Below are 14,490 nucleotides of genomic sequence, written 5' to 3'. Positions count from 1 at the left end.
GGGGCCAACGCGCACAGCCTGGAACGGACGAAAACGGATCGCCACCACACAATGGCCGGTACCGGTTAGGTGGGTGACCTGGACAGGATCAGCCGGCGAAATCTCTGTGGCCCTCGCCCCCGAAGCCGCCCTCGCGGGCGCTCCAAGCGGCCGTGAGCGCCTGCTGAATCGACGCGAAGTCCGCGCCGAGCACCGCCGCCAACCGCAGGACATGCTCGCACTGCCGGGGAACGTCCGAACCGACCACTTAGGCCCGTTGTCTTCGAAGAACTCGGCGACGCGCGACTCGGACTTCATGATTCCTGCCGACAACCGAGCGGGGTGACACCGGACGCGAACCGGATCAGCGCCCGGCGTTTCTCCTCGACTTGCCGACCAGACTGTCGGCCGCGCCGGCTCAACCGGAGGCGTCCAGGGACAAGGGCAGGAGTTCCGTTCCGGCTCGTCGACCAGCAGGACGTAAAGCTCGCGATCGTCGATCTCGATCATCGGGGAACCCTCCCGGAGCCGGCGCTTCCTACGCCACCCACTCTACACATACTTGTTGGTTGACACGCAAGTGCACTTGCCAGACTCCGATGCATGTCCACCACCCGCCGCACCCGGCAGGAACGCCGAGACCAGGTCAAAGCCGCGCTGCTGGCAGCCGCCGCCGAACTGGTCGTCGAGCAGGGGGTTCGTTCGCTGACGCTGGCCCGAGTCGGGCCACGCGCCGGCTAAAGCCGCGGGATCGTCACTCACCATTTCGGCGGTGAGCAGGCGCTGGCGGAGCGGCTCGCACGGTCGGCGTGTTCAACCAGGCCTTTCTCCTGCTGCGGGCCGGGGCTGCCACGCAACCCGACTTGGCCCCGATCTTCCGCGAGTTCTCGCCGCCGCAGAGGCCTTCCTGGAGGTGCGCCTCCTGGCCGCGGCGAAGCGCCGCCCGAGCTTCTAGGGCTGGGACTGCTGGAAGTCGGCGCTCGCCGCCTACCCGGACGAGCTCGCGCCCGCACTGGCTGGCGTGGGCGCGGTCGGCGCCGCCTGGGTGCACACGATCTGGGTGGCACCCGGCCTGATCGGCAAGGTGACCCACGCCGACGCGGACGTCATAGGCGTCACCACCTCGAACCTGAACCGGTGCTCCCTCTTCGGACGCGCCAGCGACCACCCCCACGCCGACGAGGCGGCGAGGCTCGCCGTAGACAGCGCCATCACCTGGCACCCCCCACCACGGCCGCCTCGAGGAACTGCCCGACCTTCCGACGCTGCTCGTCTCCGCCGTCGACACGAACCGAGCCCGCGAAACGCTCCAGCACCACTACCCACCGCGGATCCTGCCCGGGAGCACACCGGACCTCCGCGCTGAAATCCTGCGGATCGGTCCCCCGGGCGTCGGCGCCTGCCTGCGGTGCCACAACCGCCCGGAGTCGTTCACCGGCGACGACGAGCTTCGTGCCCGGACGCGCGCCGGTGGCCCGGCAGCCATCGCCGTCCTCGCCAAGACCACCTCAGTGCCGGTCGCCGACGTCGCCCGCTGGGCCGAGAAGGGCAGCTGCGACGCTGTCGGCGCCCGCCTGCTGCGGGCCCTGCATGCCGCCGAACAGGACAAGGAACCACCGCGCTTCGCTGTCGGCTTCACCTCGGTCATGGCCGGTCTTCCCACTTCCAGGAGATTCCAGCGCTCATCCGAGCGCTTTCCTTCCTACTCTCCTTCTCACGAAGGAAACGCTCCATGGTCGCGGCACTGTCCGTGTACCAAAGCTGGAATGGCTCTGGATCGTCATCGTCGTCCGGCTTCCAGGGCAGCGGGTCGCTGGCGGGCGGGGCATCGGAAGTCCCTTCCCCAATTCCAGGAGCCCCTGTGGCCAGATCGCACCGCCGGCCAGTTCTCGCAGCTCGCGACCCGTAGCGGCCAGCACGACCGGCGCGGACCGGACGGCCATGCCCAGCCCGGTCAGCGTGGCGGTGAGCTGCACCCGCTGCAATGCCTGACCGCGCGCAGCCGGTCGACGGGACCGTCCTGGAACGAGCCCAGCACCGCCAGGAGCGGCAGCCGTCCGCCGACCGCGGAACGGCGGGTGCCCGGCGGTGTCCGGCGATTCCCGGGAGGCTGCCGGGGCGGTCGCGGGCGGTGCACCGCGGCGATGACCATCGGCCGAACGGCTGGTTTTCCGGGCCGCTCGGTCGTTCCCGGCTCCCCGATCGCCCTTTTACAGTCCTCGCGGATCCGGCCGAACACCGGGCGGAACCGCACAAGGAGGATTCGCGAATGGGAGCAAGACCCAGCGCCGTCCGGCGTGGTGCCCAGGCGATGGTCGCCGCCGCGGGGTTGATCGTGGGGATGCCCGCCGTGGTGGAGGCGGCGCCGAACTCCGACGACGCCGGCGTACCCGTGCTGAACTGGGCGCCTTGCCCGATCGACGACGGCCCGCCGGGTTCGGAGTGCGCGACGGCTCGGGTGCCGCTGTCCTATCGGGACCCTCGGGGGCCGCGGATCTCGATCGCGCTGACGAAACGGCTCGCCACCGACCCCCGGCACAAGATCGGTACCGTGTTCACCAACCCCGGCGGTCCCGGCAGCGGCGGCCGCATCCCGCCCCGGCTGTCGCCCGCGGTGGCCGCCCGCTTCGACATCGTCGGGTTCGACCCGCGTGGCACGGGCGCCTCCGAGCCGGTGACCTGCTCCGACGATCCGTCCGACGACGCGAAGCTCGGCCCGGGCCTCCCGGTCACCGACGCCGAGGAAACCGCGGCGATCCAGCAGGTCGGCGCGGTCACCGCGCGCTGCGCGCAACACGCCGGGCCGCTGCTGGGCCACATGTCCACCGCCAACGTGGCGCGGGACCTGGACCTGGTGCGCCGCGCCGTCGGCGACCGGCAGCTGACCTACGTGGGCACCTCCTACGGCACGCACCTGGGCGAGGTCTACGCCAACCTGTTCCCCCAGCGGGTACGGGCTCTGGTGCTCGACGGGGTGATCCAACCGGAGGAGTGGACCACCGGCACCCGGCCGGGCGAGCGCGACGAACCGTTCACCTACCGGACGGGCGCGTACCTGGGCGCGCAAACCGCGCTGCGGAGCCTGCTGCGGGCCTGCGCCGCCGACACGCGGTGCGAGTTCACCGAACCCGGTGCGACGGAACAGAGCTTGCAGCGCAAGTACGACGATCTGCTGGCCACGCTCCGCCGGGGACCGATCGCCCTCACCGGTTCGCCGGGCGAACAGGAGAAGGTCACCTACCAGGAGCTGGTCCAGCGCGTGCTGAGCGCGCTCTACTCCGGCGACGCGGAGGGAATCACGGGGTTCCTGCAGCGACTGCACCTCGCCACCCAGCACCCGGTCGCGACCACCGTCGCTGTCACCGGAAGAGCCGACGAGCCGCAGCGCGCGTTCAACACCTGGTTCGCCGCCGTCGCCTGCACGGACACCGACAACCCCCGCGATCCGCGGGCCGTCGGCCGCTTCGCCCGCCTTGCCGAGCCAGCCGCACCCGGGTTCGCCTCGATCCGGGTCTACCAGGCCCTTCCCTGCGCGACCTGGCCGGCGACGGACCCCGACCGCTACACCGGCCCGTGGAACCGGCCGACCGCCAACCCGGTGCTGCTCATCGGCGACAGGCTTGGCGACCCCGCGACGCCGTACGAAGACGCCGTCGCCACCAGTCACCTGCTCGGCAACGCGCGGTTGCTCACCGCGGACCAGTTCGGCCACGGTGTCGTCTACGACGGCCGGAACAAGTGCATCGACAGCCGGGTGGACGACTACCTGATCGGCCGGACGCTGCCTCCGGAGGGCACTGTCTGCGCCGCCGACCGAGGTCCGTTCGACCCGGCGAACGGGAGCCGCTGACCCGGCCCGCGCGGGCGTGCCGGGTGGCACGCCCGCGTACCCGACGCCCCGCCCTCGACCGGTCACGCAGCCGCCCGCTCGGCGCCGGCCGAGGCTCTCCGCCGGCACGCGGTGTGTCTTCGGCCCCGCCAACGCCGCGACGGGACGCCAGAACCGCGACTCCGACGCAGATCCACACCGTCGAGTGCCAGCTGCGCCGGGCTTCGCTGAGCGCCTGGGCCGGCGCCGGCGCGAACCCGGCGGCGAGCAGGCCGGGCATGAGCCCGACGGCCATGCCGGTGTAACGGGCCGGGCGGGGAACTCCTCCGGGTAGAAGGCCGCGCCCACGCCGACCGGCATGGTGGCGAACACGAGCGGGAGGTTCCCGGCCTCGATCGCGGCGAACAGCGCGATTGGTCGGGGTTTCCCGTCCGACGGTGATCAAGCGGCGCGACCGGTTCGCCGCGCATGTCCTGGCGGGGCCGGCCGCGACGGTGACGCGCGCGCCGCAGGACTCCCCTGATGAAGGCGGACACCCGGCAGCGGGTGCTCGAGGTTGTGAAGCGGCTGGGCTACTCCCCCGATCCCCTCGCGCGGAACCTGCGCACGGGTGGCCGCCGGCCCGACGTCGGCTTGTGCGCATAGATACCGACCGCCGGAGGATCTGCCCGAAGTGCGTCCGGTCTCGGTGAACCCGAGCTTGGCCAGCACACGGCGAGAAGCGGTGTTCCCTTCCCGGACCGTGGCCCAGAGCCGGACAGGATCCCACCCAGGCCTTGACGTACCGGCGCGCCTCGCGCATGCTGTTAGAGGTTCTAACAATCGTTAGCATCTCAAACAGCGCGTCTCCGGAGGTCGTCATGAAGGTCGAATCCACCCATGCTCACCACTCCCCTGCCCGACTGGTCGTCCTCGCACTGGCCGCCACCCTGGCCCTCGCGTCCAACGCCACCTTCGCCCAAGCTGCGCCCGCGGCCGCCGCGCACCCGTCGGTGACCGACTCCGGCCCGCACACCGCCGCCCGCAACCCGAGGACGATGTTCGCCACCTGGGTCACGGTGTGGAACGGCGATACCGCCAAGGCATCGAGCATCATCTCGCCCGACTTCCGGGTCCACGCCGCCCTGCTCGACGGCACCGACGGCAGCTCCCTCCGCGGCGTCGAGGGCCTGGTGGGCCTGGTCGACCAGATCAGGTCGGTGTGCACCGACCTGCGGTTCGACCTGGAGGTCGGCCCACTGGCCGACGGCCGCTACGTGTCCGCTCGCTGGGTGGCCACCGGGACTTACGCGGGTGGCTTCCCCGGAGCCAAGGCGGCGCCCGGCACCGTGATCACCTACTCCGGCACCGACACTTTGCGCCTGGAGCACGGCAAGTTCGCCGAGTACTGGCTCAACGCCGACACCCTGAGCCTGCTGCAGCAACTCCAGGCCGGCTGAGCCACCCGCCGCGATGAAAGAACACCTGGTGCTACCGCAGGCACCGCAAGTTCCTCAAATCCCTCTTTCCAGCGAAACCGGGCGAAAGAAACCAACCACCTGTATGGTCTCCGCGACGGTGTAGCCGGCCATGGCCGCAAGGGGAGGACCGTTGGCGTTCAACCCTGATCACGTCGTGCTCGCGCAGCTCGACGTGCCTGACGTTGCCACCGCTGACGCGCAGCTGAACGAGCTGCTGCAGCCGGGCGGTCAGAGAGTAGAGCCCGCCTCCGAATGCGAAGCCCGGGACTCCACCGGCACGGTCAGGGTCGCGGTTGACGCTCGACGTCAGTTGACCGACGTCGACATCCAACTCAGGTGGGCCGCGCGATGGTCGTCGAACTCGCGAATGCCAGGCCACCGGCCGCGGGCGGGAAGGCCGACGCGATCAGCAAGTGGCTGATGGACATCGCCCAGCTCAACGTCGAATTCATGACCGGACTGGTGAAGATCGTCGCCGACTTCCTCGGCGCGCTGGTGGCGGCCGCGATCGAAGGCGCGACGGTCGTCGAGATTCCCGCCGCCGTCATGGACGCCTCCGGGGCGGTCGGCGGGATCGTCACCGCCGGGATCACCCGGCTGGGCGAGATCGCCACCCGGCTGATGCAGACCCTGGACCAGATCCGCAACGCCAAGAGCCTGATGAACGACCCCCGGCTACCCGGAGGCCAGTGGCCACAGGCGGTCACCCTGTGACCCGGGAGACACAGCCGTGAACGCACCACTCCCCCAGGGCTTCCCCCAGTACCACGGCGGGAGTCAGCCGCCACCGAAACGAGGCCTCGCCACCGGCTGGATCATCGCAATCGTGGCCATCGGCACCGTCGTCGTGGTCGGCGCCGCCGTCGCCGTGCTCGCCGTGCTGCACCGCGGCAGCAGCTACGACGAGGTCGACGGCAAGTACGGGACCGCCCCCTTGGCGAGCTGCGACGACATCGCCGGCCGGGCGGGGAACCTTCCGCCGAAGAGCTCCGACATGCCGTTGCCACGGAGCAAGAGCTGGCTGTGCACCCTCACGGATCCGGCGAACGCGGCGACGGTTCACCTCGATCTCGAGGTCAACAGCGTGCAGCGCCAGCGCACCGGATTCGACCTCTACACCTCCTCAGGCGGCTACGTGCTCGACCCGGCGGTACACCTGGGCGAGAGCGCGGCGTGGGGGCCGGCTCCCCGGGGAACGATGTGCGACCTGGCGGTCTTGGACAGCAACGCGACGTTCAAGACCGGAATCTCCGACTGGAAAATGCCCGCGGACGACACACAAGCCTGCAAGGACAGGGCAAAAGCCATCGCGCAGGCGTTCTACGACGTGCTGCAACCGCACTGATGCCCGTGTTGCCTTCTCGTATGCGGATTCCGGCAAAGCAGGCAACACCTGGGACCGACAGGTTCAGCGAAGCCGGACGGCCAGCCAGTGGGCAACAGTGGTCAGCAGCTCGTCGTCCACGGGGGCGCGCAGCAGCCGGCGGTAGGAGAACACGGACGTCGGGCCGTCGGTGCGGCGGAGGATGTGGGTCAGGCCGGGAGCCCGGTGGGTTTCGGCCCCGCCCGGCACGAGCTGCGCGATCACGTCCAAGTCGTCCGGGTCGACCTGGACGTCCTCGGCGCCGGTGACGGCCAGGACGGGAACCGCGATGCGGGCCAGGTCCGGGCGCGGGTCGTAGGCCAGCTGCTCGCGCCACCACCTGGCGTTGATCCGCAGGCCGCCGATGCGGGCGGAGTCCGTGGTGGTGGCGGCCAACCGGGCCAGCTGCCGGGCGGCGACGCGGCGCAGGAGGGGCAGCAGTGGGCGTGGCAGCGTCTCGGCGAGCCGGGCGCCTTGCCAGCGCAGGGCCAGTTCGCCGGGGCGCGCGTAGCCGGCGAGGAGGACCGCGGCGGCGGGCTGGGCGTGGGCGGCCAGCCACATCGCGTGGACGGCGCCTTCGCTGTGCCCGAGCACACCGACGGCCCGGGAGTGGACCTCCGGGTGGCCGCGCAGGGCGTGCAGCGCGGCGGCGCCGTCGGCCCGGTTGTCCAGGAATCCCACCGCCTGCCAGTCGCCCGGGGTCTCGCCGACGCCGCGGCGGTCGTAGCGCAGCGAGGCGATGCCGTGCCGGGCCAGGGTGGTGGCCAGCGGGCGGCCGAGGTCCATCCGCACCCGGCCGGCGTTGGAGTCGCGGTCGACTTTCCCGGAGCCGGGCAGGCAGAGCACGGCCGGGTGCGGGCCGGGGCCGGCGGGCAGGGTGAGCGTGCTCGCGAGGGCGAGGCCGTCGGCGGCCGGGACGGCCAGCCGGATTTCCCGCACATCGTTCGTGGTCGTGCCGCGTTCCATCGGACGCACCTCCATTGCTATCAGTTTTGATATTAGTATCAGACATGGGAAGATGGTGTCCATGGCCACGCTCGATTTGCTGCTGCACCCCGTCCGACTCCGCATCCTGCGGACATTCCTGGACGGCCACCCGGCCACGACGACCCAGCTGCGCGAGCGGCTACCGGACATCCCGCACGCGACGATGTACCGCCACGTGGCAGCCCTCGCGGCGGCGGGCGTGCTCGAGGTGCTCGACGAGAAGCGCATCCGGGGCACGGTCGAACGCAGGTACCGGCTGTCCTGGAGCCAGGCGGAGCTCACCCCGGCCGATCGCGCGGCCATGACGACCGAGGACCACCGCAAGACGTTCACGGCGTTCGTCGGAGGTCTCCTGGCCGACTTCGACCAGTACCTGACCCACGACCCGGCCGACCCGACGGCGGACGGAGTGACGTACCAGCAAGCAGCGCTGTGGCTGACGGACGCGGAGATGGCCGAGCTGCTGGCGACGATCCGCGAGGCCGTCACGACCCGGCTGGGCCAGGAGCCCGGCTCGGGTCGCACCCGCCGGATGATCAGCCTGGTGACGATGCCGGCGGAGTGAGCCAGTGTGCGTGAGGAAGGTGAAACGAGCGCCGTCGTGCGGTCCGCGACGCCGTCGCCCGAGAACGAGAACCAGCACCGCGGGCGCGGGTCTGGTCGGGTGTCAGGAAAGGCGGTAGCGAGGATCGGACGCCGCACGGGCGTAGGCGGCCAAGCCGACGGCGTCGTCGGTGAGGAACACCTGGGAGGCTGACGACCGCGACGACGATGACGCCCCATGCCGCAGGAAAGGTGCGCTTTCGTCGCATGAGACTCCTTGGTTCGGCACTCACAGGGCCAGAGCCTCGGTCGGCGTGAGCCGGGACGCCCGCACGGACGGGTAGCCCCCCGCGAGGGCGCCGATGACCAGCGCGCCGGCCAGTCCGCCGGCCAGGGTCTCCGGCTGGACCACCAGCGGCCATTGCTGGCGCAGCACGTAGACCGCACTGGCGCCGAGGCCGAGGAGCAGGCCGAGCCCGCCGCCCAGTCCGGAAAGGACGATCGCCTCGGTGAGGAACTGGCCGCGGATGTGGCCGCGGGTCGCGCCCAGTGCGCGGCGGAGACCGATCTCGCCGCGGCGCTCCAGCACCGAGATCACCATCGTGTTGGCCACCCCGATACCGCCGACGAGCAGCGCGACTCCGGCCAGTCCCAGCAGGAGCGCGGAAAACGCGGTGTCGGTGGCCCGTTTGGCGGCCAGCACGTCGGACGGTTTGGTCACCTGCACGGCATCGGGCCGCTCCGGGTTGACCGTGCGGGGAAGGACCGCGCGCACGTCCTCGACGGCGGACTCGGTGGCCTGGACGTAGAGCAGGCTGGGGTGGCCGTCGAACCCCGGGAACGCGCGGGCCGCGTCCCAGCCCACCAGCGCCGACCGCTCGAGCTCCGGGTAGAGCGGCATCGGGTCGAGCACGCCGATCACCGTGAACCAGCCACCGCTGATGTAGACCTGCGGTGCCGTTTCCCTGGCCAGGTCGGGAATCCCCAGCCGCGAGGCGGCCACGGCACCCAGGACGACCGTGGGGAACTGCTCGGTGGCCGCGTCCAGGAACCGGCCGGATCCGACGTGCCCGCGGACCGCGGACAGCAGTCCGAGATCACTGGCCTGGACCGTCACACCGGTCACCTCGTTCGGGTCCGAGTGGTCGGACCGGCTGATCCGGGCAGGGGTCTTGCCCACCGCCCGCACCTCGGTCACCGGGCCGATCCGGCGCACCATCGCGGGGGATTCCCGCGGCAGCGGCACCGGCGGCCTGAGCTGCACCGGCGAGGACACCTCGAGGACGTCGCTGCCCAGCGCGGACAGCTGAACGGCCAGCGCCTGCCGGCTCGACGCCGGGATCGTGGTCACCAGCACCAGCGTGGCGACGCCGATGGAGATGCCCACGGCCGACAGGGTGGCGCGGGCCTTGCGCGTGCGCAGGCCGATCAGCCCGGCGGACAGCAGGTCACGCAGGTTCACGGCACACCGCTCCCGTGTCGCGGACGAGCCGGCCGTCGCGCAGCTCCAGCCGGCGGGGCAGCCGGGCCGCGATGTCCCGGTCGTGGGTGATCACCGCGACGGTCGTGCCCTCCGCGTTCAGCCCGCTCAGCAGATCGAGCACCGCCGCGCCGGTCGCGGTGTCCAGGGCGCCGGTGGGCTCGTCGGCGAGCAGCAGCGCGGGCTGTTTGACCACGGCACGGGCAATCGCCACCCGTTGCCGTTCCCCGCCCGAGAGCTGACCGGGCCGGTGATCGGCGCGGTGGGCCAGGCCGACCCGCTCCAGCGCGGCCAGCGCCAGCGCCCGGCGACGGCGGTGCGGTACTCCCGCGTACAGCAGGCCGGTGGCCACGTTCGCCGTCGCGCTCAGGCCGTCGATGAGGTGGAACTGCTGGAACACGAAGCCGATGCGGCGGCCGCGCAGCGCGGACAGGTCCCGGTCCGGCAGGCCGGCGACGTCCTGGCCGTCCACCTCGACGGTGCCGGACGTCGGCCGGTCCAACGTGCCCATCACGGTGAGCAGGGTCGACTTGCCGGAGCCGGACGGCCCCACGATCGCCAGCAGTTCGCCCGCCCGGATCGTCAGGTCGACCCCGTCGAGCGCGCGCACCCCACCCGGGTAGGTCATGCCGGCACCGCGCACGGCGAGCACCGGCGTCACGACGCGGTCACCACCGTCATGCCCTCGGTCACGCCCGCGCCGCCGACCTCCACCATGCCCCGGGCGAACAACCCGGTGGTGACCGGCACGAGCGCGCCGCCGGGGCGTTGCAGGGCATACCCGCCCTGCTTGACCGCGAGCAGCGCGCCGACCGGCACCGCGAGCACGCCGTGCCGGCTCGTGGCCGGGAAAGCGACCTGCACGGACGCCGAGTCCAGAGAACCGGCCTGGGCCGGATCGTCCAGGGCGACGACCAGATCCACCCGCTGCGCGGCCGGTGAGCCGCCACCGCTGCCGTCGGCGGAGTTACCGCCCTTGGCCACCGTCCCCACCGAGCTGACCGCGCCGCCGGCCGTGCTCCCGTCGGGCATCGTGACGGTCACCTTGTCCCCCGCCTTGTGGGATCCGACGTCGGCCGCGTCGATCCCGACTGTGACGGACTTGGTCGTGGCGGTCACCTCGAACAGCGGGTTCGTCGCGGGGTCGCCGAGCTGCGCCTGGACCCCGCCGATCCGCACCGGTCCGCCGAAGACGACGACGTCGCCCACGTCCACCACACCGGTGGGCTCCACGCCTTGGGCGGTCTGCCACCGTTTGATCGCGTCGATCAGGGACTGCGTGAGGACCGCTTCACCCTTGCCGGCCTTGGCCGAGGACGAACCGGACGGAGCGACCCGGGGCTGCGCGCCGATGCGGTACCCGAGCGCGGCGAGGTTGTCCGCGACCAGCTTGACGTCCTTGCCGACCAGGTCCGGGCCGTCGAGCTTGCGGTACAGCGGGGTGTCGCCGAAGAACAGCGCGACCGGCTTGTCGTTGACCCGGTAGAGCTGGCCGCCGAGGTCCACCGTCGCGCCGGTGGCGGGCAGCCAGGTCACGATTCCCGCGCCGGTTCCCCTGATCATCCGGGTGGTGCCGTAGCCGAGGGTTCCCGCGGCGGAAGTGCTGGTGGACAGGTCCGTCCGGCGCACCTGCGCGGTGCCGGGCGCGGCCGGGGCCGCCGCCGTCGGCCGGACGGGTGCGTCGCCGAACCACCACACCCCGGCCCCGGTGACCACCGCGGCTGCGGCCACGAGCGAGATCGTCACCGCTGTACCCGGCCCGGCCTTATCCCGCACTGTAGGCTTCCTTGCGGCAGTCGAACTGCAGTTTGGTCTGCTCGTCCTGGGACATCGTCGGGTGGCCGTCGTAGTTCCAGCCGCCGCCGTCGGGCAGCGGAGTGACCTTCAGGCCGTGGCTGTTGAGGCAGGCGATCTCCTTGCGGTAGCCGTCCATGTAGTGCGGGTTGGTGTCGGGCGAAAGTTCGGGCGCGGGCAACGGCTTGACGGGTTCGCACTGGTCGAAGGCGCCGTCGTAGGCCGGGTTCCGGCCCCGGATCGTTTCGTCGTTGCCCTTCGGCGCGAGGATTCCCGGTTCCTTTTCGACGTACGGGACACCGTGCTCCTCGAGGCACTTCCAGTACGCCTGGGTCCAGCTCCACCATTCGGCGTCGGTGGTGTTCAGCGTCTGGTGCGGGTGACGGTCCACTGTGGACGCAGCGGTCGCCGTCCCGGTGCTCGCCGGTGTCCCGCTGGTGGGCAAGGCAGCCACGCTCGGCGCCGGCGCGGGCGAGCTGCCGCAGGCCACGGCCGCGAACAGCGCCGCGGCCGCGCACAGGCACAGCTTCAGCCGTCGGGAAAAGATCGTCATGGGCACAGCCTCGGGCGAAGTCGTCAGCATCCGGTTAAGGCGCTGTTCGAATGCTGTCCGCCCGGTTAGGTTGAGCCGATGTCCTCCCGTGTACTGGTCGCCGAGGACGACCCCAAACAGGCCCAGGTGATCCGCCTCTACCTGGAAGGCGACGGGCACACGGTGGAAGTCGTGCACGACGGGCCGGCGGCGTTGGCGCACGCCCGCGAGCGCCGGCCCGACCTGCTGGTGCTCGACGTGATGCTGCCCGGAATGGACGGCCTCGACGTCTGCCGCACGCTGCGCACCGAGTCCGACCTCCCGGTGCTGGTGCTGACCGCGCGCGACTCCGAGTACGACCTGCTGCGCAGCCTCGACCTCGGCGCCGACGACCACATGACCAAGCCCTACAGTCCCCGCGAACTCCTCGCCCGGACGCGGACCCTGCTGCGCCGGGCGCGGTTCGGGCCGCAGAACGGTCCCCTGCTGCGGGTCGGGGACCTGGTGGTCGATCCGGAGCGGCACGCCGTTCACCTCGAAGGACGGCCGGCGGAGTGCACGCACGCCGAGTTCGCGCTGCTGGAGGTGTTCGCCGGCCAGCCGGACCGGGCGTTCACCCGGGAGCGGCTGCTGGAGCTGACCCGGGGCACGGACGCCTACGTCACGACCCGGACCATCGACGTGCACGTGCTCAACCTGCGCCGGAAGATCGAGCGTGACCCGTCCCGCCCGGCTCGCCTGGTCACGGTGTACGGCGTCGGGTACAAGCTCACCGATGCGGGCTAGGTTCGCCCGCCACCGCAGCCTGGTGGTCCGGCTGACGGCGGTTTCCGCCCTGATCGCGGTCAGCTCGATCGCCGCGATGGCGTGGCTGGCGGCCGAAAGCACGACTCGGTCGATCCGGCAGGAACAGGGGCAAGCGCTGTCCGGCGACGCGTCGATCTACAACGAACTGGTCGGTTACGCGGCGCGCCACCAAGCCTGGGGCGACGCCGGCGACACCGTCCGCCTGCTGGCGGCGAAGACCGGCCGCCGGATCGTGCTGACGACGCCCGCGCGGACACCAGTGGCCGACTCCGGCGGCGGCGCGGTGACGCTGCCCGAGCGGCCCAGCGCGGTGGTCGACCCGCTGCACGTGGACCCGGTGCTGCTGCCCGGCACCTCGCCGAGCGGGATCGACCCCCGGGTGGTGGGGCCGTACGCCCTGAGCCCGGACGAGCGCATCAACCTGCAGACCGCGGCCGCACTGGCCGAATTCTGCCTGCAGGACACGGGAATTCCGGCGCAGGTCCGGGAGCTGCCGTCGGGCCGGCCGGTCGTCAGCCCGCCCGATGGCGGCTTCGTCCACTCCAAGTGCGACACGCACGCACTCGACCAGCCCACCCCGACCGAAGCCAGGGCACTCGCCGAGCTGAACGCGCTGGTCGCCACCTGCCTGCACCGCCAGGGGGTGACCGAGCCCGCCGTGGTCGCGCTCGGCTTCGTCGTCACGGGCAACCAGACGCTGACGGCGAAGTCCTGTGCGGACTCCTCGCGCCGGGAGCAGCTGGCCGGGTACGTCGCGCCGCCCGCGCTGCTGTTCGTGCTCGGCCCCGGCGGCGAAGCGCAGCCCGCGTTTCCGCTGTCGGCCACGAACGCCGCCCGCGTCGCCCTGCTGACGCTGGCCGTGGTCGGCCTGGCGATGCTGGTGATGGTGGCGGTCGCCTCCCGGCTGGCCCGGCCGCTGCGCGCGCTGACCGACGCCGTGCACCGGGACGTGCGGGCGCCGGTCACCTCCCGGGACGAGATCGGCTACCTGGCCGCGGCGTTCAACACGCTGGCGGAGCGTCGCGAGCGGCTCGAGCGGCAGCGGCGCACGATGATCGGCGACATCGCCCACGAGCTGCGCAACCCGCTCAACGCCGTCCGCGGCCGGCTGGAAGCGGCCGAGGACGGGCACCTCCCGCTGGACCAGGCGCTGACCCACTCCCTGCTGGAAGACACCGTGCTGCTCCAGCACATCATCGAGGATCTGCGGGACATCGCGGCCGCCGACGCGGGACAGCTGCGGATCCACCCCGAAGCGGTGCGGGTCGCCGACCTCGTGGACCACGTCGTCGTCGCGCACGCCCCGGACGCTCACGACGTCACCCTCACCGCCGCCGTCGCCGACGCCGACCTCGTGCTGATCGCCGATCCGGTGCGCCTGCGCCAGGCCATCGGCAACCTCGTGGGCAACGCGCTGCGCTACACCCCACCGGGCGGGCAGGTGACGGTACGCGCGGCGGCCGACGGCGACGACGTCGTGATCGAAGTCGCCGACACCGGGACCGGTATCCAGGCCGAGGACCTGCCGTTCGTGTTCGACCGGTTCTGGCGGGCCGACAAGTCCCGTGCGCGGGAAACCGGAGGCAGCGGGCTGGGCCTGGCCATCGTGCGCCACCTCGTCGAGGCACACGGCGGCACGGTCGCGGTCAGCTCCCCCGCGGGTGCGGTGTTCACCTTGCGGCTGCCCTGGTCCGGTCCCCCGGAGCGCTGAGCCGG

At 71.8% G+C, this 14,490-nt stretch carries 14 protein-coding genes; 9 read left to right on the top strand and 5 right to left on the bottom strand.

The window, feature by feature from the left end; translation table 11 throughout:
• Positions 1–582: 582 nt before the first annotated feature.
• The 6 genes from QRX60_RS32020 (at position 583) to QRX60_RS31995 (ending at position 6,613) form a co-directional block, all read left to right on the top strand.
• On the top strand, positions 583–720 hold the full coding sequence (locus QRX60_RS32020; protein ID WP_285995160.1) for a hypothetical protein: 138 nt from the start codon (positions 583–585) through the stop codon (positions 718–720).
• A 1,528-nt stretch (positions 721–2,248) separates the two neighbouring features.
• Entirely contained in the window at positions 2,249–3,829 is a 1,581-nt protein-coding gene (locus QRX60_RS32015) for an alpha/beta hydrolase (RefSeq protein WP_285995159.1), read from the top strand.
• A 501-nt stretch (positions 3,830–4,330) separates the two neighbouring features.
• The gene (locus tag QRX60_RS32010; protein WP_285995158.1) at positions 4,331–4,453 is read left to right on the top strand and encodes a hypothetical protein; all 123 of its coding nucleotides are present in this window, start codon (positions 4,331–4,333) and stop codon (positions 4,451–4,453) included.
• Between the two features lie 215 nt (positions 4,454–4,668).
• Positions 4,669–5,247, top strand: a complete 579-nt coding sequence (locus QRX60_RS32005; RefSeq protein ID WP_285995157.1) for an ester cyclase — start codon at positions 4,669–4,671, stop codon at positions 5,245–5,247.
• A 369-nt stretch (positions 5,248–5,616) separates the two neighbouring features.
• On the top strand, positions 5,617–5,982 hold the full coding sequence (locus tag QRX60_RS32000) for a hypothetical protein (RefSeq protein WP_285995156.1): 366 nt from the start codon (positions 5,617–5,619) through the stop codon (positions 5,980–5,982).
• 112 nt (positions 5,983–6,094) lie between these two features.
• Positions 6,095–6,613, top strand: coding sequence for a hypothetical protein (locus QRX60_RS31995; RefSeq protein WP_285995155.1), 519 nt, complete (start codon positions 6,095–6,097; stop codon positions 6,611–6,613).
• A 63-nt stretch (positions 6,614–6,676) separates the two neighbouring features.
• Here the strand turns inward: QRX60_RS31995 and QRX60_RS31990 are convergent, their stop codons facing one another.
• A complete protein-coding gene (locus QRX60_RS31990) occupies positions 6,677–7,597 on the bottom strand; it encodes an alpha/beta hydrolase family protein (RefSeq protein WP_285995154.1) in 921 nt (306 codons plus the stop codon).
• A 61-nt stretch (positions 7,598–7,658) separates the two neighbouring features.
• Between QRX60_RS31990 and QRX60_RS31985 the strand changes: the two genes are divergently transcribed.
• Entirely contained in the window at positions 7,659–8,183 is a 525-nt protein-coding gene (locus tag QRX60_RS31985; protein ID WP_285995153.1) for a helix-turn-helix domain-containing protein, read from the top strand.
• Positions 8,184–8,450: 267 nt separating this feature from the next.
• Here QRX60_RS31985 and QRX60_RS31980 read toward each other — a convergent pair whose 3' ends face one another.
• From QRX60_RS31980 to QRX60_RS31965, 4 genes are read right to left on the bottom strand one after another with little or no spacing between them, the layout of a single operon-like run.
• On the bottom strand, positions 8,451–9,623 hold the full coding sequence (locus QRX60_RS31980; RefSeq protein ID WP_285995152.1) for an ABC transporter permease: 1,173 nt from the start codon (positions 9,621–9,623) through the stop codon (positions 8,451–8,453).
• The gene (locus QRX60_RS31975; protein ID WP_285995151.1) at positions 9,610–10,302 is read right to left on the bottom strand and encodes an ABC transporter ATP-binding protein; all 693 of its coding nucleotides are present in this window, start codon (positions 10,300–10,302) and stop codon (positions 9,610–9,612) included. Before QRX60_RS31975 ends, QRX60_RS31980 begins: the two co-directional genes overlap by 14 nt.
• A complete protein-coding gene (locus tag QRX60_RS31970) occupies positions 10,299–11,387 on the bottom strand; it encodes an efflux RND transporter periplasmic adaptor subunit (protein ID WP_285995150.1) in 1,089 nt (362 codons plus the stop codon). Before QRX60_RS31970 ends, QRX60_RS31975 begins: the two co-directional genes overlap by 4 nt.
• 19 nt (positions 11,388–11,406) lie before the next feature.
• Entirely contained in the window at positions 11,407–11,988 is a 582-nt protein-coding gene (locus tag QRX60_RS31965) for a hypothetical protein (protein ID WP_285995149.1), read from the bottom strand.
• A 78-nt stretch (positions 11,989–12,066) separates the two neighbouring features.
• Between QRX60_RS31965 and QRX60_RS31960 the strand changes: the two genes are divergently transcribed.
• Both QRX60_RS31960 and QRX60_RS31955 read left to right on the top strand, forming a co-directional pair.
• A complete protein-coding gene (locus QRX60_RS31960) occupies positions 12,067–12,753 on the top strand; it encodes a response regulator transcription factor (protein ID WP_285995148.1) in 687 nt (228 codons plus the stop codon).
• Entirely contained in the window at positions 12,743–14,485 is a 1,743-nt protein-coding gene (locus QRX60_RS31955; RefSeq protein WP_285995147.1) for a sensor histidine kinase, read from the top strand. Before QRX60_RS31960 ends, QRX60_RS31955 begins: the two co-directional genes overlap by 11 nt.
• Positions 14,486–14,490: the final 5 nt, after the last annotated feature.

The sequence above is a fragment of the Amycolatopsis mongoliensis genome (assembly GCF_030285665.1).
Lineage (GTDB): Bacteria > Actinomycetota > Actinomycetes > Mycobacteriales > Pseudonocardiaceae > Amycolatopsis > Amycolatopsis mongoliensis.
Note: the sequence above shows the minus strand (reverse complement) of the source record. Positions and strands in the feature narration are given on the sequence as shown.

What these genes read in the sequence shown, in the direction of transcription:
- QRX60_RS32020 (WP_285995160.1), top strand. Translation starts at nt 583, where the DNA reads ATGTCCACCACCCGCCGCACCCGGCAGGAACGCCGAGACCAGGTCAAA.
- QRX60_RS32015 (WP_285995159.1), top strand. Translation starts at nt 2,249, where the DNA reads ATGGGAGCAAGACCCAGCGCCGTCCGGCGTGGTGCCCAGGCGATGGTC.
- QRX60_RS32010 (WP_285995158.1), top strand. Translation starts at nt 4,331, where the DNA reads ATGAAGGCGGACACCCGGCAGCGGGTGCTCGAGGTTGTGAAGCGGCTG.
- QRX60_RS32005 (WP_285995157.1), top strand. Translation starts at nt 4,669, where the DNA reads ATGAAGGTCGAATCCACCCATGCTCACCACTCCCCTGCCCGACTGGTC.
- QRX60_RS32000 (WP_285995156.1), top strand. Translation starts at nt 5,617, where the DNA reads ATGGTCGTCGAACTCGCGAATGCCAGGCCACCGGCCGCGGGCGGGAAG.
- QRX60_RS31990 (WP_285995154.1), bottom strand. Translation starts at nt 7,597, where the DNA reads ATGGAACGCGGCACGACCACGAACGATGTGCGGGAAATCCGGCTGGCC.
- QRX60_RS31985 (WP_285995153.1), top strand. Translation starts at nt 7,659, where the DNA reads ATGGCCACGCTCGATTTGCTGCTGCACCCCGTCCGACTCCGCATCCTG.
- QRX60_RS31965 (WP_285995149.1), bottom strand. Translation starts at nt 11,988, where the DNA reads ATGACGATCTTTTCCCGACGGCTGAAGCTGTGCCTGTGCGCGGCCGCG.
- QRX60_RS31960 (WP_285995148.1), top strand. Translation starts at nt 12,067, where the DNA reads ATGTCCTCCCGTGTACTGGTCGCCGAGGACGACCCCAAACAGGCCCAG.
- QRX60_RS31955 (WP_285995147.1), top strand. Translation starts at nt 12,743, where the DNA reads ATGCGGGCTAGGTTCGCCCGCCACCGCAGCCTGGTGGTCCGGCTGACG.